The 20495-nt window shown below is 73.9% G+C and carries 17 protein-coding genes; 13 read left to right on the plus strand and 4 right to left on the minus strand.

What is annotated here, in order from left to right; all coding sequences use genetic code 11:
• Positions 1-56: 56 nt before the first annotated feature.
• A complete protein-coding gene (locus tag ACWCYY_RS36000) occupies positions 57-626 on the minus strand; it encodes a CGNR zinc finger domain-containing protein (RefSeq protein ID WP_449798460.1) in 570 nt (189 codons plus the stop codon).
• Positions 627-785: 159 nt separating this feature from the next.
• Here ACWCYY_RS36000 and ACWCYY_RS36005 point away from each other — a divergent pair, with 159 nt between their 5' ends.
• The 4 genes from ACWCYY_RS36005 (at position 786) to ACWCYY_RS36020 (ending at position 3664) form a co-directional block, all read left to right on the plus strand.
• Positions 786-1241, plus strand: a complete 456-nt coding sequence (locus tag ACWCYY_RS36005) for a VOC family protein (protein WP_449798468.1) — start codon at positions 786-788, stop codon at positions 1239-1241.
• A 77-nt stretch (positions 1242-1318) separates the two neighbouring features.
• A complete protein-coding gene (locus ACWCYY_RS36010; RefSeq protein ID WP_449798461.1) occupies positions 1319-2242 on the plus strand; it encodes a pyridoxamine 5'-phosphate oxidase family protein in 924 nt (307 codons plus the stop codon).
• Between the two features lie 19 nt (positions 2243-2261).
• The gene (locus ACWCYY_RS36015) at positions 2262-2468 is read left to right on the plus strand and encodes a ferredoxin (protein WP_449798462.1); all 207 of its coding nucleotides are present in this window, start codon (positions 2262-2264) and stop codon (positions 2466-2468) included.
• Positions 2465-3664 carry an NAD(P)/FAD-dependent oxidoreductase gene (locus ACWCYY_RS36020; protein WP_449798463.1) on the plus strand — a complete coding sequence of 400 codons (1200 nt, stop codon included), beginning with the start codon at positions 2465-2467 and terminating at the stop codon, positions 3662-3664. The genes ACWCYY_RS36015 and ACWCYY_RS36020 overlap by 4 nt, the downstream gene beginning before the upstream one ends.
• A 28-nt stretch (positions 3665-3692) precedes the next feature.
• Here ACWCYY_RS36020 and ACWCYY_RS36025 read toward each other — a convergent pair whose 3' ends face one another.
• The gene (locus ACWCYY_RS36025; protein ID WP_380148972.1) at positions 3693-4157 is read right to left on the minus strand and encodes a cupin domain-containing protein; all 465 of its coding nucleotides are present in this window, start codon (positions 4155-4157) and stop codon (positions 3693-3695) included.
• A gap of 257 nt (positions 4158-4414) precedes the next feature.
• Here ACWCYY_RS36025 and ACWCYY_RS36030 point away from each other — a divergent pair, with 257 nt between their 5' ends.
• Both ACWCYY_RS36030 and ACWCYY_RS36035 read left to right on the plus strand, forming a co-directional pair.
• Positions 4415-5791 carry a vanadium-dependent haloperoxidase gene (locus ACWCYY_RS36030; RefSeq protein WP_345288581.1) on the plus strand — a complete coding sequence of 459 codons (1377 nt, stop codon included), beginning with the start codon at positions 4415-4417 and terminating at the stop codon, positions 5789-5791.
• A gap of 23 nt (positions 5792-5814) precedes the next feature.
• Complete coding sequence (locus ACWCYY_RS36035; RefSeq protein ID WP_345288582.1) at positions 5815-6441, plus strand: pyridoxamine 5'-phosphate oxidase family protein; 627 nt, start codon at positions 5815-5817, stop codon at positions 6439-6441.
• Between the two features lie 119 nt (positions 6442-6560).
• Here the strand turns inward: ACWCYY_RS36035 and ACWCYY_RS36040 are convergent, their stop codons facing one another.
• Positions 6561-7484, minus strand: a complete 924-nt coding sequence (locus ACWCYY_RS36040; protein WP_345288583.1) for a LysR family transcriptional regulator — start codon at positions 7482-7484, stop codon at positions 6561-6563.
• A gap of 227 nt (positions 7485-7711) precedes the next feature.
• Here ACWCYY_RS36040 and ACWCYY_RS36045 point away from each other — a divergent pair, with 227 nt between their 5' ends.
• From ACWCYY_RS36045 to ACWCYY_RS36065, 5 genes are all read left to right on the plus strand, one after another.
• Positions 7712-8128, plus strand: a complete 417-nt coding sequence (locus tag ACWCYY_RS36045; RefSeq protein WP_345288584.1) for a cupin domain-containing protein — start codon at positions 7712-7714, stop codon at positions 8126-8128.
• A gap of 145 nt (positions 8129-8273) precedes the next feature.
• Positions 8274-8756: a cobalamin B12-binding domain-containing protein gene (locus tag ACWCYY_RS36050; protein ID WP_345288585.1), complete on the plus strand. Its 483-nt coding sequence runs from the start codon at positions 8274-8276 to the stop codon at positions 8754-8756.
• Positions 8753-10096, plus strand: coding sequence for a methylaspartate mutase (locus ACWCYY_RS36055; protein ID WP_449798464.1), 1344 nt, complete (start codon positions 8753-8755; stop codon positions 10094-10096). Before ACWCYY_RS36050 ends, ACWCYY_RS36055 begins: the two co-directional genes overlap by 4 nt.
• Positions 10093-11967 carry an FAD/NAD(P)-binding protein gene (locus ACWCYY_RS36060; RefSeq protein ID WP_345288588.1) on the plus strand — a complete coding sequence of 625 codons (1875 nt, stop codon included), beginning with the start codon at positions 10093-10095 and terminating at the stop codon, positions 11965-11967. The genes ACWCYY_RS36055 and ACWCYY_RS36060 overlap by 4 nt, the downstream gene beginning before the upstream one ends.
• Complete coding sequence (locus tag ACWCYY_RS36065; protein WP_345288589.1) at positions 11964-13667, plus strand: AMP-binding protein; 1704 nt, start codon at positions 11964-11966, stop codon at positions 13665-13667. The genes ACWCYY_RS36060 and ACWCYY_RS36065 overlap by 4 nt, the downstream gene beginning before the upstream one ends.
• Before the next feature lie 110 nt (positions 13668-13777).
• Here the strand turns inward: ACWCYY_RS36065 and ACWCYY_RS36070 are convergent, their stop codons facing one another.
• Complete coding sequence (locus ACWCYY_RS36070; RefSeq protein ID WP_449798465.1) at positions 13778-17554, minus strand: beta-N-acetylglucosaminidase domain-containing protein; 3777 nt, start codon at positions 17552-17554, stop codon at positions 13778-13780.
• Positions 17555-18021: 467 nt separating this feature from the next.
• On the opposite strand from ACWCYY_RS36070, the gene malQ reads away from it, so the two are divergent.
• Positions 18022-20145 carry a 4-alpha-glucanotransferase gene (malQ, locus tag ACWCYY_RS36075; protein WP_449798466.1) on the plus strand — a complete coding sequence of 708 codons (2124 nt, stop codon included), beginning with the start codon at positions 18022-18024 and terminating at the stop codon, positions 20143-20145.
• Between the two features lie 21 nt (positions 20146-20166).
• Positions 20167-20397: a hypothetical protein gene (locus ACWCYY_RS36080; RefSeq protein WP_345288592.1), complete on the plus strand. Its 231-nt coding sequence runs from the start codon at positions 20167-20169 to the stop codon at positions 20395-20397.
• Positions 20398-20495 lie beyond the last annotated feature (98 nt).

Here is a 20495-nt window from a genome sequence, read left to right on the forward strand (position 1 = left end):
GGCCCGGAGCGGCGCTCCCTAGCGTCTTCGGCATGACCCCCGACCCACCGGGACGCTCAGGAGTCGCTGCCGTGCCGGGCGTAGTGCCGGGAGGCCTTGGCCCGGTTCCCGCAGACGGACATCGAGCACCAGCGGCGGGTGCCGTTCTTCGAGACGTCGTAGAAGTGCAGCACGCAGTCGTGGTTGGCGCAGGGGCGGATCCGCTCCGGACGGTCGCCGAGCAGGCGCAGGTAGTCCTCCGCCGCCGTCCAGGCGGGCAGCCACTCCGGGGCGTCGGTCTCCACGGCGGTGGCGGGGCCGTGGTCGGTGAGCAGGTGGCGGACCCGGCCGTGGGACAGGACCTCGTTGAGGGCGGCGCGGGCGGCCGGGTCCTCGGGTGCGCGCACCGCCGCCGCGATCGCGTCCCGGGCCTGTCGCAGCCGTTCCAGGGCCTCGGGGGTGGCCTCGGGCACGGTGTCGCCGAAGGCCTGACGGGCCGTCGGGAAGTCGAGCCAGGCGGCCAGGCCCTCGGTGCTGTCGAGCAGGTCCTGCGGCCCGGACTGGGGCTTCCAGCGGGTGTTCAGCAGATCGATGGAGAGCGGTTCGCCGGCCAGGGGGCGCGGGTCGGCCGTGGTCGACGGGGCCATCGGGCTCCTCCTCACGTGCGCGGTGAAAAGCGAAAGACTAGCAATACTAACCGGTAAACGGAAGTTAGTCGGTTTGCTGCCCCGGAATCTAACCACTAAAGTCGCTTTCAGCGGTTCGGGAACGTATCCGGGCCACCTCTATGAAGGCACGTGATCACCATGGGTAACTTCAAGTCGCTGCAGACCGGCCACGTGGGCCTGAACGTCACCGATCTGGACCGCTCGATGAACTTCTACGGGAAGGTCTTCGACTTCGAGGTGCTCGGCGAGGGCAAGGAGACGGACCGCCGGTTCGCCTTCCTCGGCCGCGACGGCAAGCTGCAGGTCACCCTCTGGCAGCAGAGCGCCGCGGCCTTCCCGACCGCCTCGGCCGGCCTGCACCACCTGTCCTTCCAGGTGGAGACGGTCGACGAGGTCAAGGACGCCGAGGCCGTGCTGCGCGACCTGGGTGCGGAGTTCGCCTACGACGGCGTGGTCCCGCACGGTGAGGGCGCCTCCTCCGGCGGCATCTTCTTCACCGACCCCGACGGCATCCGCCTGGAGATCTACAGCCCGTCCGGTGCCGAGGGCCAGGAGGCCCCCACCACCGGTGCCCCGACCTGCGGCTTCTTCTAAACCGCCCCGCCGCACCGACCCTGCCGCACCGACCCCGCCGTACCGATCCCGCCGATCCGACCGGAAGGACAGAGACCGTGACGACCGCCTACCACCGTGGGGAACTCGCCGTTCAGGACCGGGCGGAGCTCAGCCAGCAGGCCGGGTTCTCCCTCGGCGGGATCGGCACGGTCATCCCGCCCGTGGCCGCGGAGTTCCTCACCGGCCAGCCGATGGTCGTGATCGGCGGCGCCGACCGCGACGGCCGGATCTGGGCCACCCAGGTGAGCGGGACCCCCGGGTTCCTCCGGGCCCCGGACGAGCGGACGCTGACCGTCGCCGCCCGTCCGGGGCCGCAGGACCCGCTGGCCGCGACGCTGGCCGGTCCGGCCCGGATCGGCATGATCGCCATCGAGCCCGCCACCCGGCGCCGGATGCGGATCAACGGCCGCTCCGTCCCGGACGGCGACGGCCTGCGGGTCGACCTCGACCAGGTCATCGCCAACTGCCCCAAGTACATCCAGAAGCGCGACCACCGCCCGCTCCCCGTCGAGGAGGCCGCCGGCCGCCGGCCCCGCGCGCTCGACTCGGCGGAGCTGACCGAGGACCAGCAGCGGCGGATCCGGGAGGCGGACACCTTCTTCGTGGCCACCGCCTCGGACGGCGGCGACGCCGACGCCTCCCACCGGGGAGGCAGCCCCGGGTTCCTCCGGGTGCTCTCGCCCACCCGGCTGCGCTGGCCGGACTACGTGGGGAACGCGATGTTCCTGACCCTGGGCAACCTCGAACTCAACCCGGCCGCCGGGATCCTCGTCCCCGGCTGGGAGTCCGGCTCCTCCCTCCACCTCACCGGCACCGCCCGCACCGTCTGGGACCCCGAGCTGATCGCCGAAGTCCCCGGCGCCCAGCGCCTGGTGGAGTTCGACGTCACCGCCGTCCGGGAGGTCCTGGACGCGGCCCCGCTGCGCTGGAGCGCCCCGGAGGCCTCCCGCTTCAACCCTCCCGTCACCCCCGTCAGCTGACCCTCAGAGGAGTACGGACATGCGGATCACCGTCGACATGGACCTGTGCGAGAGCCACGGGCAGTGCGTCTACGCCGCGCCCGAGGTGTTCTCCTTCGACGAGGACGACTACCTGGTCTACCAGGCCGAGCCCGCGGACGGGCTGCGCGACAAGGTGGAGAAGGCCGCCGCCGTCTGCCCGGTCCGCGCCATCGCCACCGCCGCGGCGGGAGGCGCGGACCGGTGAGCGGCGGCCTGCGACGCGTGCTGGTGGTCGGCGCCTCGCTGGGCGGGCTGCGGGCCGCCGAGGCGCTGCGGGCCGGCGGCTACGACGGCGCGCTGACCCTGGTCGGCGCCGAGCCGCACCCGCCGTACGACCGGCCGCCGCTCTCCAAGCAGCAGCTGGCCTCGGAGGATCCGGCGGACGCCACCGCCCTGCCCGTCCCGGAGGGGCTCGGCGCCGAGTGGCTGCTCGGCACCCCGGCCGTGGCGCTGGACCCGGACGGCCGCACCGTGAAGCTGGCGGACGGTCAGGAGCTGGGCTGGGACGGCCTGGTGATCGCCACCGGTTCGGCGGCCCGGGGCTGGGACGGCCCGGTGCCGCAGGGCGTGCACACCCTGCGCGGCCGCGACGACGCCCTCGCCCTGCGGGCCGAACTCCGGCCGGGGCGCAGGCTGCTGGTGGTCGGGGCCGGGTTCCTCGGCGGCGAGATCGCGGCCACCGCCCGCTCCCGCGGGCTGGAGGTCACCGTGGTGGAGGCCGCGGTGCAGCCGCTGGCCCGGGCGATCGGTGCCGAGGCGGGCGGCTACCTGGCCGCACTGCACCGGGAGTCGGGGATCGACCTGCGCACCGGCGTCACCGTGACGGCCTTCCGCGGCGGCGCCCGGCTGACCGGGGCGGTGCTCTCCGACGGCACCGAACTCGCGCTGGACGCGGCGGTGCTGGCGCTCGGGGCGGTGCCGAACACCGGGTGGCTGGAGGGGGCCGGCCTGGCCCTGGACGGCGGGGTCGGCTGCGACGCCGCGCTGCGGGTGCTGCGGGCGGACGGCTCGGTGCTGCCCGGCGCGGTGGCGGCGGGCGACGTGGTGCGCTGGCCGCACCCGTTGGCCGGCGGCGCGCGGGTGGCGCTCGGGCACTGGACCAACGCGGTGGAGCAGGCGGCCGCGGCCGCGCGCACCCTGCTGCACCCCGGAGCACCGGAGCCGTTCACGGGAGTGCCGTCGTTCTGGTCGGACCTGCACGGGGTGAAGGTCCGCTCGGTCGGCCTGCCGGCCTTCGCCGACGAGGTCCGGGTGGTCGAACACGACCTTCCGGGGCGGCGGTTGGAGGTCTCGTACCACCGGGCCGGCGCGCTGGTCGGCGCGCTGACCGTCAACCGGGTCGGCCGGCTGGCCGGCTACCGGCGGGAGTTGGAGGAGGTGCTGCTCGGTGCGGTGCGCTGACCACCGCACCGAGCAGGCTGACCTACGGTCAGAACTTGCAGTACTTCGGCGCCTCGCGCTCGTAGCGGAGCGGGGTGCCCTCGGGCAGGACGTAGGTGAGGTGGAGCTCGATCGGCTCGGTGCCCAGGTTGACGCCGTTCAGGGGGACGTCGCCCTGCTTGATGAACGAGCTGCCGGCCGGGAAGGTCTCGACCTTGCAGTCCGCGCTGCGGCGGGTGATGGTGCCCTTGACGACCGTCAGGAAGACGATGCCCGGGTGCACGTGCCAGCCGGTGTCGCCACCGGGCTGGATCGTGAGGGTCTGCTCGATGACCCGGCTGACGTTCTTGACCTTGACGTTCTGGGGCTTCACGAACTTGCCCTCGGCGGTGGTCTTCGCGGTGATCAGGTGGCCCGGGCTGGCGGAGGCGACGCCACCGGCGCCGAGCAGACCGGCGACCAGAGCGGCGGCGACCACAGTGCGACGGCCACGACGAGTACGCGTGCTGTTCACGTCCATATCTCCAGGGGGTATAACGTGCGGGGGAGTCGGTCGGAGGTATTTCCGACGGCAGGGACGCTAGGCGATTTGCCGAAGACACATCAAGGCTTATCGGATGCATATGTCAGGTCCCCGGGAAATCTCAGGAACGATGGTCCGTGCCGGTATCGGAAATACCGATGGCTGATTCGCTGGAAAACTCTGTCTAAACCTGTCGACAGGCCCTAGATTCCTTCTCGCAAGCCTCCTAGCGAAAAGGAACCGCCCAGATGAACCGCACCACGAGGACTCGCCGTTCCGTGCTCAAGGCCGCCTGTTCGGTCCTGGCCATCGGCGGTCTGGTCTCGCTCGTCCCGCAGAGCGCCAACGCTGTGGAGGACGCCGAGACGTCGGCCGTCCACCGCACCGACCACGTCATCTACTGGAACAACGTCCTGATGGACGCCTTCCGCACCACCGGTGGCACCCCCGGCCCGCTGGGCCGCGGCGGCGCGATGATGAACCTCGCCATCTACGACGCCGTCAACTCGATCCAGCAGATCGGCCGCCCGTACCGCACCCTGGTCCCGAACAGCCGCGGCTACAACGGCTCGCTCGAGGCCGCCATCGACCAGGCCGCCTACAGCGCGCTGAAGGCGGCCTTCCCGGCGATCAACTTCGACGACGAGCTGAACACCGCCGTCTCGCTGCGCCGCCCGACCAACGCGATCAACATCAACCGCGGCATAGCCATCGGCAACGCCGCCGCCAACGGCATCATCACCGACCGGGTCGGCGACGGCGCGGACGACAACACCCCCTACGTGGTCAACAACACGCCCGGCTACTGGCGGCCCACCCCGGGCAGCGCCCCGGTCCCGCACTCGCCGAACTGGGGCAAGGTCAAGCCCTTCGGCCTGGTCTCCGGCAGCCAGTTCCGCCCGACCAGCCTGCCCTTCGGCTACACCACCATCCCGGCCTTCATCGCCAGCCCGGAGTACGCGGCCGGCGTGGACGAGGTCCGCCGCCTCGGTGGCGCCACCTCGACCGAGCGCACCGCCGACCAGACCGAGCAGGCCCGCTACTGGGCCAACGACGTCAACGGCACCTACAAGCCGATCGGCCACCAGTACGTCCAGTCGATGGACGTCTACCAGCAGCAGCACCCCTGGGTCGACTCCACCGCGAGTGCCCGCCTGTTCGCGATGATCTCGGTCGCGATGGCCGACGCCGCGATCGCGATCTGGGACTCCAAGTTCGACACCGAGAACGACCTGTGGCGCCCGGAGTCCGCGATCAACTTCGCCGACACCGACAACAACCCGCTGACCACCGCGGACCCGAACTGGCGTCCGCTCTCGATGACCCCGCAGGGCGTGCACTTCTCCCCGCCGTTCCCGACCTACGTCTCGGGCCACTCCGGCATCGTGGCGGCCTGGGCCGGCGCGATGAAGAACTACTTCGGCTGCGACAACATCCCGTTCAGCAGCGGCACCGACGACCCGAACGCGGTCGGCGTGGTCCGCCACTTCACCAGCTTCACCCAGGCCGCCCAGGAGAAGGCCAACAGCCGCCTCTACGCCGGCGTGCACTTCCGCTGGGACAACCAGGCCGCCCTGGAGATGGGCTACAAGGTGGCGGCCGAGGTCAACAAGAACGTCCTGTAACCCATCTGACGAGGAGTAATGCCGTGACCAGCCGGTACGCACAGATCGCCTTCACCACGGAGACCAAGCGCCATCAGCAGGCGCACGGGAGCGCGCGCAGCTACGAGCGGATGGCCGCCGGGGCGGAGGGTGCGGACCAGCTGGGTCCGGACGAGGCCTGGTTCATCCAGGAGCGCGACAGCTTCTACCTGGCCAGCGCCAGCGCGACGGGCTGGCCGTACGTCCAGCACCGGGGCGGGCCCAAGGGCTTCGTCAAGGTGCTGGACGAGCGCCACATCGCCTTCGCCGACTACCGGGGCAACAAGCAGTACATCACCACCGGGAACCTGGACCACGACAGCCGGGTCTCGCTCTTCCTGGTCGACTACCCGCACCGTGCCCGGCTGAAGGTCTACGGCCGGGCCCGGGCGGTGGACGTCAACGAGGACCGCGCCCTGATCGAGGCGGTCCGCGACAAGGAGTACCCGGGCGTGCCCGAGCGGGTCATGGTGATCGAGGTCGAGGCCTTCGACTGGAACTGCAGCCAGCACATCACGCCCCGGTTCACCAAGGAGGAGATCGAGACGGCGGTCGAACCGCTGACCACCCGTCTCGAGGAGCTGGAGCGGGAGAACGCCCGGCTCAAGGCCCAGTTGCTGGGCACCGCCTGACGGTCCGCCAGGACCGGCCAGGGCCCCACGGCCGGAAGCCCTCGTAGCGACGCTACGAGGGCTTCCGGCCGTTCGACGTGCGAGGGGGGACGCGCGGGGCGTACGGCCCGTACGGGTCGTCAGGCGGAGCCCACGGGCTCCCCGGTGAGCTGCCCGACCCGCCGCGCCAGCTCCAGCAGGGCCACCATCGCGGCCGGCTGCCAGGCCTGGTCGCGCCAGAGCATCCAGACCGCCCGCCGCATCCGCGGCAGCTGCTCCTGGAGCACCACCGAGCCGAGCTCCACCTCGCGGGCCACCGACTGCTCGGGGAGCACCGCGATGAACGGACCGCTGCGCATCAGCCCGAGGGCGCTGCCCACCGAGCCGGCCGACATCACCTCCAGGGTGAAGCCGTACTGGTCCTGCAGGGCCGTCTGCACCTGCTCCTGGGACGGGCAGCCGTGGTCCACCTGGAGGATGCGCGCCTCCCGCAGGCGGCCGACCGGATCGCCCTCGGCGCTCGGCAGGCCCAGCGAGCCGATGCAGACCAGGTCCAGCTCGTGCAGCCGCTCCCGGACCACGCCGGCCGGCGGCGGCTCGGAGGGCTCGGCGGTGCTGGTCATCATCAGGCCGAGGTCGAGGCGGCCGGCCGCGACCTCCTCCGGGATCCGGGTGGAGAGCATGCTGAGCGGGGAGACGGTCACCCGCGGGTACCGGTAGCGGGCCTCCCAGATCAGCCGGGACACCTCGCGGTCCACCAGCGAGCCGGTCGCACCGACCGACACCTGGCCGGTGACCTCGCCGTTCTCGGCGAGGGCGGCCGACAGCTCGTCCACCGCCGAGAGCATCCGGGCGGCGTACCCGTGGAAGATCTGGCCGGCCTCGGTGAGCCTGACCCCGTGCGGCAGCCGCTGGAACAGCGGGGTGCCCACCTGGGCCTCCAGCACCCGGACGTGCGCGGTGATGGTGGACTGCGAGTAGCCGAGCTTGCGGCCCGCCTTGGTGATGCTCTGCAGGCGCGAGACTTCCCAGAAAGTCCGCAGCTGGTACATGGCTATGTCCACTGCGCCTCCTCTCGCTATCGAGTTCCCCTCATCCTGCGCGAGTGCACACCGCCCCCACAGCGACAAGATCTGACTGTGTCACGTGCCATCGGCTTCTCGCTTGCCTCCCCATCGGGAAGGCCGGGGGGCCAGGGGTCTCCCCGGGCCATACATTTATTACAGGCAAGGGGAACGGGAAAAAGAAAAGCCCCGGCCACAATCCAGATAAATCCGAGAAGGGGATTCCCATGGCTGAGATCGAGTTCATCCAGAATGTCTTCCGCAGCGGTTTCGACCTCACCGACATCGAGTGGACGACCTGGGCCGAGCCGGGCCGCGCGGGCGTCGAGCACCACGTCCTGTGGGCCCCGAACGCGGAGACCGGCGAGGAGTCGGTGGGCCTGCTGCTCCGCTTCCCGCCCACCGCGCACGGCGACTTCCACGAGCACCTCGGCTACGAACTGATGCTCGTCCTGGACGGCCAGCTGGACCACAGCGACGGCGACTCGTACGTGAAGGGCGACCTGATCGTCGAGGGCCCGGGCACCCAGCACCAGATGTCCAGCGCCTCCGGCTGCACGGTGCTGGCGATCCGCACCCGCCCGGCCTCGCCGCGCACCCCGCAGCACCCGATCCGGCCGGTCGCCGCCGCGCTGACCTCCTGACCGGCCCGGCCGGCCGGCCCGGCGGGGACCCCCGCGGGCCGGCCACCCCGGCCGCCCCACCGCAACTCCCGTGACGCACCCGCCGGCTGACAGCAGTTCAGCGGCCTCCCCGCACCCCACCCAGCAGAACGTCAGAGAGAAGCCCATGTCATCGCTTACCCCGACCGGGGCGCACCTGCCGGCCCAGCGCCAGCGCAGCGGCCGCCGGGTCCTGGTCTCCAGTGTCTCCTCCGACTCCCACACCTGGAACCTCGTCTTCCTGCAGCTCCTGCTGGAGGAGATGGGCCACGAGGTCGTCAACATCGGCGCCTGCGTCCCGGACGAGCTGCTGATCTCCGAGTGCCGCCGCCACAACCCCGACATGGTCGTGGTGAGCAGCGTCAACGGCCACGGCTTCCTGGACGGCCGCCGGATGATCGGCCGGCTGCGCGACGAGGCCGACCTGGCCGACCTGCCGGTCGTGATCGGCGGCAAGCTCGGCATCCGCGGTGGTGAAGGCGGCGGCTACGGCGCCGAGTTGATGGCCGCGGGCTTCACCGCGGTGTTCGAGGACGGAGAGGGCGTGGCGGACTTCCGCCGCTACCTGGAGACCCCCAAGCCCGTTGCGATCGTCGGAGGAGCGGCATGAGCGCCCTGGCCACCACCATCCCCGCAGGCGGCGTCCGCCGCCTGCTGTCCACCGCCCCCTTCGGCGACACCGTCGCCGCCGCCGCGGCCGCCGGCCGGCTGGTCGTCCAGCCCCGGATGGGCATGCCCAGCGTCCCGGTGATGCTCGGCGGGCTCCAGGCGGTCGCCGCCGCCGACGCCACCACGGTGGGCACCATCACCCTCGACAGCTACACCCGGGTTGGCGACCACGACTCCGCCCGCAAGGCCCTGCGCGAGGGCTCGGACCTCAACGGCTTCCCGATCGTGGCGCACGGCGCCGACGTCACCCGCGAGATGCTGGCGAACATCGGTGCCCCGGACTTCGCGATCCAGGTCCGGCACGGCTCCCCGCTGCCGCTCGGCATCGTGCAGGCCCTGCTGGACGCCGGTCTGGACGCCACCGAGGGCGGCCCGGTCTCCTACTGCCTCCCCTACTCCCGCACCCCGCTCGCCCAGGCGGTGGACGCCTGGGCCGCCAGCTGCGAGATGCTCGCCGAGCGGGTGCAGGGCGCCCACCTGGAGAGCTTCGGCGGCTGCATGCTCGGCCAGCTCTGCCCGCCCAGCCTGCTGGTGGCGATCTCCGCCCTGGAGGGCATGTTCTTCCGCCAGCGCGGCCTGACCTCCATCTCGCTCAGCTACGCCCAGGGCACCAGCTTCGACCAGGACGTGGACGCCATCGCGGCGCTGCGCCACCTGGCCGGCCAGTACCTCGGCGACACCCAGTGGCACGTCGTCCTCTACTCCTACATGGGCGTCTTCCCCCGCACCGAGGCCGGTGCGCTCGAACTCCTCCGCGGCAGCGCCACGCTGGCCCGCACCACCGGCGCCGAGCGCCTGATCGTCAAGACCCCGGCCGAGGCCCACCGCATCCCCACCGTCGCCGACAACATCCTCGCCCTGGGCGAGGCGGCCCGGGCCTCGGAGGGCGTCCTCCCGCAGCCCGGCTCGATCACCGACAACCCGGTCTACGCCGAGGCCCGCCTGCTGGTCGAGGCCGTCCTGGAGCTCGACCCCGACATCGGCCAGGCGCTGCGCAAGGCCTTCGAGAAGGGCTACCTGGACGTCCCCTTCTGCCTGCACGCCGACAACGCCCAGCGGGCCCGCAGCTTCATCGACGGCGACGGCCGGCTCCAGTGGCTCTCCACCGGCCGCATGCCGATCGCGGCGACCAAGCCCGCCGGCTCCGCCCGGCTCGGCGCCGACGACTTCCTCGGGATGCTCTCCCACGTGCAGCGCGGCTTCGACCTCGCCGCCCTGGAGACCGAGTACAGCCGCCCGACCCTCACCTCGACCACCTCGATCGCCAAGGACGCCAAGTGACCACCGACCGCAACTCCCAGGCCCCGCTCTCCCTCGGCATCATCGGCTCCGGCCCGCGCGGCCTCTCGGTCCTGGAGCGCCTGGCCGCCCGGCTGAACGACGGCGAACTGAGCGGCCGTCAGGTCCGCATCCACCTGATCGACGCGGTGGAGGTCGGCTCGGGGCGGGTGTGGCGCACGGACCAGGACGACTGGTTCACGATGAACACGGTGGTCGGCCAGGTGACGATGTACTCCGGTGACCCGGACGGCGGCCCGGCCCGCCCCGGCGCCGGCCCCTCGCTGGGCCAGTGGATCGCCGAGCGGGCCAGAACCCACGGCGAGCCGCTGCTGGGCCCGGACGACTACGCCTCCCGGCAGCGCTACGGCCAGTACCAGCAGGCCGTCTACCGCTCGATCGTCGAGAACCTCCCGGAACGGGTCGAGTTGGTGTCCGTCAAGGCCCGGGTCACCCAGGCCTCGCCGGCCGCCGAGGGCGGCTACGTGCTCGAACTGGACGCCGCCCCCTACCTGGTGGAGGTCGACCAGCTCCTGCTCGCCACCGGCCACCCGACCAACAAGGCGGACGCCTTCGAGCGCGGCATGTTCGCCTTCGCCGACCGCCACCCGGGCCTGGCCTACCTGGCCGGCGACTCCGCCGCCGACATGGCGTTGGACCAGCAGACCGTCCGCCCCGGCTCCACCGTCGCGATCCGCGGCCTCGGCCTCTCCTTCTACGACGTGATGCTCAGCCTGACCGTCGGCCGCGGCGGCACCTTCGCCACCGACGCGGACGGCACCCTGCGCTACCTGGCCAGCGGCCTGGAGCCGAAGATCGTCACCGGCTCGCGCAGCGGCCTGCCGATCCCGGCCCGCGGCCGCAACCAGAAGAACCCGAACCACAGCCACAAGCCGCGCTTCCTCACCTCGGCCGCGGTGGCCGACGCCCGCAAGCGGCGGATCGAGGCCGGCGGCAGCGGCCGCCTGCGCTTCGACGAGGACGTCCTCCCGCTGCTGATGCAGGAGGTGGAGGCGGTCCGCGCCGACTCCCAGGCCCGCTCCGGCGGCGCCCCGCTGGCCCCGCTCGACCTGGACGCGCTGGCCCGCCCGTTCCGCGGCAAGGAGTACGCCGGCCCGGAGGACTTCCGCGCCGAACTGCTGACCATCATGCGGGAGGACCTCGATGCGGCCCAGCTCGGCAACGCGGACGGTCCGCTCAAGTCCGCCCTCGACGTCCTCCGCGACATCCGCAACGTGGTGCGCGAGGCGGTCGACTACGGCGGCCTCCAGCCCGACTCCTACGTGGAGGAGTTCCAGAAGAAGTTCCTCCCCGTCAACTCCCTGCTCTCCGCCGGACCTCCGATCGAGCGGGTGGAGCAGCTGGTGGCGCTGATCGAGGCCGGCGTGGTCGAGGTGGCGGGCCCCGCCACCGAGTTCGAGGCCGACGAGACGGCCGGGAAGTTCCGGATCTCCTCCCCGCAGGTGGCCGGCTCGGTGCACCACGCCGAGGTGCTGGTCGACGCCCGGATCCCCACCCCGGACCTGCACAAGGACACCTCCCCGCTGACCACCTCGCTGCTGGCCGACGGCCTGATCGGCGAGTACGTGATGACCGACCCGGCGACCGGCGCGAGCCACGCCACCGGCGGCCTGAACGTCACCGAGGCCCCGTTCCGGGTGATCGACGCCGGCGGCCGGATCCGCTGCGACCTCTACGCCCTGGGCATCCCGACCGAGCACACCCGCTGGTTCACCCAGGTCGGCAGCGGCAAGCCGGGCCTGAACACCCTGTTCCGCCGCGACGCCGACTCGATCGCCGCCGCCATGCTCGACCTCGCCGTCACCACCACCGTCCGCCAGTCCGCCACCGTCACCGCCGGAGGAGCCGCGTGAACACCGCCGGCCGCAACCCCAACGCCACCGCCGCCTTCCGCGCCGCCCGCAACGTCCTGCTGGACAACGCGCACGACCTGGACACCGCCCGCGAGCAGTTCCAGTGGCCCCAACTCCCGCAGTTCAACTGGGCGCTGGACTGGTTCGACGTGATCGCCGCCGAGGGCGGGGACCGCACCGCCCTCCGCCTGCTGGGCGAGGGCCCGGCCCGCGAGGTCAGCTACGCCGAGCTCTCCCGCCGCTCCGACCAGGTCGCCAACTGGCTCCGCTCGCTGGGCGTGCGGCGCGGTGACCGGCTCCTGATGGCCCTGCACAACCGCCTCCCGCTCTACGAGACCATGCTCGCCGCGATCAAGCTGGGCGCGGTGGTGGTCCCCACCTACGCCACCGCCACCACCGACGACCTGGCCGACCGGCTGGACCGCGCCAAGGTCCGCCACGTGCTCACCGAGGACTCGCTGGTCGAGCGCTTCGCCGACCTGCCGGGCGGCTGGACCCGGATCAACACCGGTGCGCGGGTCGAGGGTTGGGCCAACTACGCGGACTCCGAGACCGCCCCCGAGGCCTTCGACCCGCAGGGCGCCACCCGCGGCGACGACCCGCTGTTCGTCTACTTCACCTCCGGCACCACCTCCCGCCCCAAGATGGTGCTGCACACCCACACCAGCTACCCGGTCGGCCACCTCTCCGGGATGTACTGGAACGGGGTCCGCCCCGGCGACGTCCACCTGAACATCTCGGCCCCCGGCTGGGCCAAGCACGCCTGGAGCTCCTTCTTCGTCCCCTTCAACGCCGAGGCCACCATCGTGGTCCTGGACTCCGCCCTCTCCACCCCGACCGCCGTCCTGACCACCCTGCGGGAGCAGGGCATCACCACCTTCTGCGCCCCGCCGACCGTCTGGCGCGGCCTGCTGGCCGAGGGCCTCGGTGAGGCCCCCGCCACCCTCCGCGAGGCGACCTGCGCCGGGGAGCCGCTGGAGGCCACCCTGATCAACACGGTCGAGGAGACCTGGGGCGTCTACGTCCGGGACGGCTACGGCCAGACCGAGACCACCGGCCAGATCGGCCACACCCCCGGCCGCCGCCCGCAGGCCGGCGTGATGGGCCGCCCGCTCCCCGGCTACCGCCCGGTGGTGGTGGACCCGAAGACCGGCCGCCCGGTCGCCCCCGGCGGCGTCGGCGAGCTCTGCCTGGACCTGACGGTCCGTCCGACCGGCATCATGGTCGGCTACGCCGGCGACCAGAAGAAGACCGAGGCGGCCTTCGCCGGCGGCTACTACCACACCGGTGACCTGGTCCGCCTGGGCGAGGACGGCGAGCTGAGCTACGTCGGCCGCGACGACGACATGTTCAAGTCCTTCGACTACCGGATCTCCCCGCTGGAGCTGGAGCGGGTGCTGCTGGGCCACCCGGCCGTCGAGCAGGCCGCCGTGGTGCCGGTGCCGGACCCGGTCGGCATGTGGATCCCCAAGGCCTTCGTGCTGCTCGCCCCCGAGTGGACCGAGCGCGAGGACGCCGCCGAGCTGCTCTTCGAGCGGGTCCGGGCCGAGCTGCCGGCCGAGAAGTGGGTCAAGGTCCTGGAGTTCGTCACCGGGATGCCGACCACCATCTCCGGCAAGATCCGCCGCGCCGAGCTCCGCACCCTGCAGACCCTCGGCCACGAGGAGCACCTGCTGGCCGCACTGGCGGTGGCCAACTGAGGCCCGCCGCGCACCACCACGGGACCGCGCCGACCCCCTGAGAGCACGAGGGGGGCGGCGCGGTCCCGTTTCCGGCACCTGGGGCGGCGGTCACCTCCGGGGCGCTCCCGTCAGCCCGTGGTGACGCCGTACAGCTGCACGGAGGTGAGCGCGTACCCGTACTTGGTGGCCCGGGTGACGCCCTGCACCCGCAGGTACCGGGTGCCCGGGGCGTCGAAGCGCACCGTCTCGGTGCCGCCCCGGCCGTCCGCCACGGTGGCCACCGTGGTCCACGAGACCCCGTCCGCCGAGGCCTCCAGCCGGTACGCGGAGGCGTACGCGGCCTCCCAGGCCAGCACCGCCGAGCCCAGCCGGACCGGCTCCGGCAGCTCCAGCTGCACCCAGGCGTCGTCCTTCGCCGGGGCGGACCACCTGGTCCGCGGATCCCCGTCGTTGACCGCCGAGGCGGGCGTCTTCGCGGAGTCGGCGCCCGAGGCGGCGGCCGTCGCGCGCGGCGCCAGGTCGGGCCCGCCGGTCGGCGGCACCACCCGCACCCGCAGGGTCTGGCGCACCGTCATGCCCTGGGCCGCGAAGACCACGGGCACCTCGTACGTCCCGGTGGGCGTCCCGGCCGCCGCCGTCACCTGCAGCGGGGCGGCGATCCGGCCGCCGCGCGGCACCGCCAGCTCGGGCACCGGAGCCACCGTCAGGCCCTGGGCCACGACCGGCACCTCGGCGGTGAGGCGGCCGGTCACCCCGTCCGGGCGGCCGGACTCGACCACCGTGTTGGTCTGCGCCGGGGCGGCGGCGCCGGCCACCACGTCCAGCACCGGAACGGAGAGCGAGAGCCGGGCGGCCGGGGTGTCCTGGTACCAGGGCACGATCTGGTTGACCACCGGCGGCTCGCCGCCCGGCGCCCAGCTGAGCCGGATGGACGTCACCTGCCGCCCGCCGGCGGACAGTTCGTTCCAGCCGGGGCGGACCGGCCCGGCCGGCACCCAGGTGCCGTCCGGCAGCCCGAGCTCCACGGTGCCGGAGGCCTTCACGGTCGGGTCGGTCAGCACGGTGACCCGGTCCAGCGGACGGGCCGCGCCCAGCTCCACGGTGAGCGGGGCGTCCCCGGCGGCCGGGGCGGTGGCCGCCCGGTAGGCGGTGTCCGGGTTCCCGTCCAGGACCGCCGCGGCCGAGGAGCCGGGCTCGGCCAGCGGGCCGCCGGTCACCGTGGCCGGGGTCTCGCCGGGCGCGGCCACGCTGAACTCGCGCACCGCCACGGCGGTCTTCTGCCCCGAGGTGGCGCGCAGCCGGACGGCCTTGGCCACCACCCCGGGCGGGACGGCCACGGTGAGGTCCTGACGGCCGTTCAGATCGGCCAGCGGCCGCCAGCCGCCCTCGCCGGTGCTGTACTCCAGCACGCCCTCGCGCAGGAAGTCGCCGGCCGCGCTGCGGGCGTCCGGCCCCTGCCCCCAGCTGCCCATCAGCACCGTGACGCTGCCCAGCGGGCGGCCCGGCCCGAGGTCCAGGCCGATGGTGTCGCCGGTCTGCGGCGGGGAGGCGGTCCAGTAGAAGGTGTCGGCCGAGTCGTCGGTCATCAGCGAGGGCCGGTGGTCGTGCGCGGTGCCCAGGGTGGTGGTCGGCGAGACCGGCCCGGCGCTCACCCCCGACCAGCTGTCGGCGGCCCGGACCGCCCGGTCCAGGAACGGATCCAGCACCCCGGCACCGACCGTGGCGCCGCCCTGGCCGAGCCGCTCCCGCTCGCCGCGCAGCGCGACCCGCTGCTGCCAGGCCGCCGAGCCGTCCCCGCCGCGCTGGGCCAGCAGCATGTCCACCGCGGCCAGCCCGGCCCGCCCGTACCCGGCCAGTTCGGCGAGCCACGGGTCCGCCTCCACCCCGACCTGCTCGGTGGCCAGCGCCTGCCGGGCCCCGGCCATGGTGGCGAAGGCGTCCCGCAGCGGAGCCGCCGCCTCGGCCAGCTTCGCCCGGTCCGGCGCGGCCCCGCCGGTCGGCTCCAGGGCCGCCCAGAACCGCTCGGCCAGCGGGGTCAGGTAGCCCGACTCGCCCTTGGCCAGCACCGAGGAGGAGCTGTGCCCGGCCAGCGCGGTGAGCGCCGCCAGGCCCTGCGCCGAGCCGGCCAGCGGGCGCAGCGCGGCCCGCCAGGAGTCCGCGGGCCGGTAGCCGGCCGGGTTCCAGCCGAAGTCGGCGGCGGTGGCCAGCGGCACCTGCGAGGCCACCGGCTGCTCCATCGCGGCGGTCAGCAGCGCGGCCGAACCGGTCGCCACCCCGGCCTCCCGGCCCTGGTACGCGCCCAGGTAGAGCCGCTCCGGCGCCGAGTCGTTGGCCGGGTAGCCGTCCAGCGTGACCAGCGGCCGCCCGGCCGCCCGGGCCGCCTCCGCGGTGGCGGCCGCCGAGATCTTCGCCGGGATCACCGCACCGCCGCTCCAGGCCACCTGGACGTCGGCGGGCAGCGCGGCGGACAGCGCCTTGCGGTACGGCGAGACGGCCGCCTTCTGGTAGTCCGTCGGCACCACCGTCAGCGGCAGCTTCCCCTTGGTCAACCGCTCCCGGACCTTGCCGACCAGCGCGGCCTGTGCCTTGGCGGCGGCCTCCGGGCCGGTGCCGAAGCCGCGCCGGTCGGTGCCGCAGTGCCACTCGTCGAAGGAGACGTCCAGGAACTCCAGTTGGAAGGCCCCGAAGCCCAGCCTGCGCAGCCCGTCCAGCTTGGCCAGCAGCGCGTCCACGTCCCGGCCCGAGCTGTAGCAGAAGGACTGGCCCGGATCGATCGAGTACCCCAGCGTCACGTGGTTCTGCCGGGCCGCCTCGGCCAGCCGGCGCAGGTCCTCGGCCTCCGCCTCCGGGTACGGGTCGCGCCAGCGGGAGAGCCGGTAGCGGTCGGCGCCCGGCGCGTAGAGGTAGAAGTTCTGCTTGGTCCGGCCGAGGAACTCCAGCTGCGCGATCCGCTGGTCGGTGCTCCACGGGGTGCCGTGGAAGGACTCCGCCAGACCGCGCACCGGCGCGCCCGAGGGCCAGTCCCGCACCGTCACGCCCGGGAACGCGAAGCCCCTGCCGTCCGCCGCCGGGGCCAGCAGCTGACGCAGGCTCTGCGCCGCGTGGTACGTCCCGTCCGCGTCCACCCCGGCCAGAACCACGGTGCCGTGCGGGCCGCCCTCGCCCGGCACCTGGCCCGCCGCCAGCAGGTAGCCCCCGGCGGGCAGCCCGTCGAAGGAGAGCGCCTCGGTGTCCTTGCGCCCGGCCGCCTGCGCCAGCTCCCGCAGCGCCCGGTCGGCCGCGCCGCCGGCCAGCTCGGCCGGGCCGCCCACGTACACCGTCAGGCTCCCGGGCGCCGGGTGCTCCGGCGGCCCGGGCAGCGGGGTGATCTCGGTCGCCCCGGCCGAGGTGAGCAGGGACCTCAGCAGGTCGACCGCCGGGCCGTCCGCCTTCTCCGCCGCCACCAACTGCACCGTCGCGGGAACGGCCACCGGCTGCCCGCCGGAGGTCAACTGCTGCGGCTGCGGGAAGAGCTGAGGGTCCGCCAGCGAACCCAGTGGGGTGCGCTCCGCCGTGCTGACGGGCCGTCCGGGGGAGGGCTCCGCGTACGCCGTGCCCGGCGCGGCCACCAGCAGCCCGCCCACCACGGCCGCCGCCGACAGCGTCGCGGCCAGCTGCAGCGTCGCCCGCCGCGGGCCCGGGCGGTGCCGCCGCTCGGCCCGGACGGAGGCCAACAGCGGTGCGGTGCCCTTGAGATCGGCGATCAGGCGGTCCGCGGCGCGCGGCGCCAGCTGACGGGCCGTCCGCGCCGTGGCCCGGCGGGCCGCCAGGGCGGCCGGGTGGTACAGCACGTCACGGAGGGCCGCACTCTGCTCGATCTGCTGCCGCAGCAGCCTCCCGGCGGCCACCGACACCCGAGCCTGCACAGGACCCTCCTCGCCCACATCGCCCCAGTCCACGTGCCCCCGGCGGCACAGCCCATCAGCAAGCCGAAACACTGTCAACGCCCGCGCCCACTATGTCCGCTATGCGGCAATGTCCGTCCGCCCACACCGACCGCGCCGCGGGCGGTGGTCACCCCGGGGGCGCGAGGCTCTGATGATGTGCGGCTCCGCCGCGTGGGCGCGCGGCGGAATGGCACAGCTGGCTGACGAGAGTGGTCACCCCGGGGGCGCGGGGAACTGCGCGCGGGGGAACGGCAGCTCCTGCAACTGGCTCGCCTGCCCCGATCTCACGCTGGTCCGCCTTCCGCTTCGCGCAGTTCCCCGCGCCCCTGGCCGCCCTCCGGGCGGCTCACGGGGCGGGCGGCGGCGTGTCGGGTCGGGTCGGGCGGGGCGGGCACGGGTAGGACTGGGGGTGTCCGTACGGTTACACCGAGCGCAGGAGCCCTGAAGTGGCCGCTTATCTCGACCGTGACGCCGCCGACCCGCAGCAGGCCCCGGCCCAGGAGCCGCCGCCCTCACCGGAGTTGGCCGCCCTGGCGCACGCGCACGGAGTGGACACCACGTACGACGTCGGCGCCGGCCCGGTGCCGGTCGCGCCGCACACCCTGGTCGCCGTCCTGGCCGCCCTCGGCGTGGACGCCTCCACTCCGGCCGCCGTCCGCGCGGCGCTGGAGCGCCACCGCGCCGACCTCGCCGCCCGCGTCCTCCCGCCGTGCGTGGTGGTCCGGGCCGGCCGCCGCACCGCGCTGGACGTCCCGGCCGGCGCCCGCCTCTCGGTGGAGCTGGAGAGCGGCGGCACCTGGACGCTCGCGCCGTCCCGCTCGCACTGGCTGCCCGCCGACCTGCCGCTCGGCCGCCACCGCCTGACCGTCCGCACCACCGACGGCCGGGCGGACTCCACCCCGCTGATCGTGGCCCCGCAGCGGCTGCCGGAGATCGGCCGCCGGTCCTGGGGCTTCCTGGCCCAGCTCTACTCGGTGCTGTCCGAACGGTCCTGGGGCATGGGCGACCTGGGCGATCTGGCCGAGCTCGCCGCCTGGTCCGGCCACGCCCTCGGGGCCGGCTTCGTCCAGCTCAACCCGTTGCACGCCGCCCTTCCCGGCGCCCCCTCCGACCCGTCCCCGTACCGCCCGTCCTCCCGCCGCTTCACCGATCCGGTGCACCTGCGGATCGAGGCGGTCCCCGAGTACCCGTACGCCGACCACCGGCAGCTCGCCGAACTCGGGGAGCGCGGAAGGCGGTTGAGCCAGGAGGTGTTGGCCCACGACGGCCTGGTGGACCGCGACGCGGTGCGCGCCGTCAAGCTGGAGGCCCTCGAACTGCTGCACCGCGTCCCCCGGGGCCCCGGCCGCGAGGCCGCCTACCGGGCCTACGCGGCGCGCGAGGGCAGCTGGCTGGAGCGGTACGCGCTCTGGTGCGCGCTGGCCGAGGTGCACGGCGACGACTGGCACCACTGGCCGAAGGGCCTGCGCCACCCGGACAGCCCGCACGTCACCAAGGCCGCCCAGGACCTGGCCGAGCGGGTCGAGTTCCACCGCTGGCTGGCCTGGCTGACGGACCACCAGCTCGGCGAGGCCCAGCGGGTCGCCGAGGAGGCGGGCATGCCCGTCGGCCTGGTGCACGACCTGGCGGTCGGCGTGCACCCGGACGGCGCGGACGCCTGGGTGCTGCAGGACGTGCTGGCGGCCGGCATCTCGGTCGGCGCCCCGCCGGACGCCTTCAACGCCCACGGCCAGGACTGGGGCCTGCCGCCCTGGCGCCCGGACGCGCTGGCCGCCGCCGGGTACGCCCCGTACGCGGAGCTGCTGCGGGCGGCGGTGCGGCACGCGGGGGCGGTGCGGATCGACCACGTGATGGGGCTGTTCCGGCTCTGGTGGGTGCCGGAGGGGCTGCCGCCGACCCAGGGCGCGTACGTGCGCTACGACGCGGAGGCGATGCTCGGGGTGCTGGCCCTGGAGGCGCACCGGGCCGGCACGTACGTGATCGGCGAGGACCTGGGCACGGTGGAGCCCGGGGTGCGCGAGGAGTTGACGGCCCGTGGGGTGCTGGGCACCTCGGTGCTCTGGTTCGAGCGGGACTGGCGGGCGGACGGGGCGATCCTGCCGCCCGAGCGCTGGCGGGCCGCCTGCCTGGCCACCCTGACCACCCACGACCTGCCGAGCACGGCGGCCCGCCTCTCCGGCGAGCACGTGGAGCTGCGCCACCGGCTCGGCCTGCTGGGCCGCCCGTTGGCCGAGGAGCAGGCCGAGGCCGCCGCCGAACTGGCCGACTGGCAGGCCGAACTGACCCGGCTCGGCCTGCTGGCCGAGGGGGTGGAGCCGACCCCCGAGGCCCTCTACGCCTTCCTGCTGGCCACCCCGGCCGAGCTGGTCGGGGTCTGGCTGCCCGACCTGGTGGGGGATCCGCGCCCGCAGAACCTGCCCGGCACCTGGGACCAGTACCCGAACTGGCGGCTGCCGGTGGCCGACCGGAGCGGACGCCCCGTCACCCTGGAGCAGCTGGCGGCCTCGGACTCCGCCGCCCGGCTGGTGGAGGCGCTCGGAAGGCGCACCCCGGCGAGCGGTGCCCGATAAGCGGCCGGTACCTTGGGAAACGTGGACAAGAGGAACGCTTTGCGAGCCGGTGCGGTCACCGCCACGGCGACGCTGATGATGCTGCTGACGTCGCCCGCCGCCCTGGCGCTGACCCGGGACGACGGCGACGACCCGGGCTCCGGCATCTCCGTGGCCCAGACCCTCGGCCTGTTCGTGGCCGCCCCGCTGGTCGCCTTCGCGATCATCGCCGGCCTGGTGATGATCCCGTCCCTGGGCAAGGGCAAGAAGTAACCCGACCCGCCACCCGCACCAACCGAAAGGGCGACGGCCTCGGTCACGTGCAGCCAGGCCTCCAGGTCCGCGAGCCGTGCCTCCAGGGCCGGGCGCAG

This window comes from Kitasatospora sp. NPDC001664 (assembly GCF_053596675.1).

What these genes read in the sequence shown, in the direction of transcription:
- ACWCYY_RS36000 (WP_449798460.1), bottom strand. Translation starts at nt 626, where the DNA reads ATGGCCCCGTCGACCACGGCCGACCCGCGCCCCCTGGCCGGCGAACCG.
- ACWCYY_RS36005 (WP_449798468.1), top strand. Translation starts at nt 786, where the DNA reads ATGGGTAACTTCAAGTCGCTGCAGACCGGCCACGTGGGCCTGAACGTC.
- ACWCYY_RS36015 (WP_449798462.1), top strand. Translation starts at nt 2,262, where the DNA reads ATGCGGATCACCGTCGACATGGACCTGTGCGAGAGCCACGGGCAGTGC.
- ACWCYY_RS36030 (WP_345288581.1), top strand. Translation starts at nt 4,415, where the DNA reads ATGAACCGCACCACGAGGACTCGCCGTTCCGTGCTCAAGGCCGCCTGT.
- ACWCYY_RS36045 (WP_345288584.1), top strand. Translation starts at nt 7,712, where the DNA reads ATGGCTGAGATCGAGTTCATCCAGAATGTCTTCCGCAGCGGTTTCGAC.
- ACWCYY_RS36050 (WP_345288585.1), top strand. Translation starts at nt 8,274, where the DNA reads ATGTCATCGCTTACCCCGACCGGGGCGCACCTGCCGGCCCAGCGCCAG.
- ACWCYY_RS36055 (WP_449798464.1), top strand. Translation starts at nt 8,753, where the DNA reads ATGAGCGCCCTGGCCACCACCATCCCCGCAGGCGGCGTCCGCCGCCTG.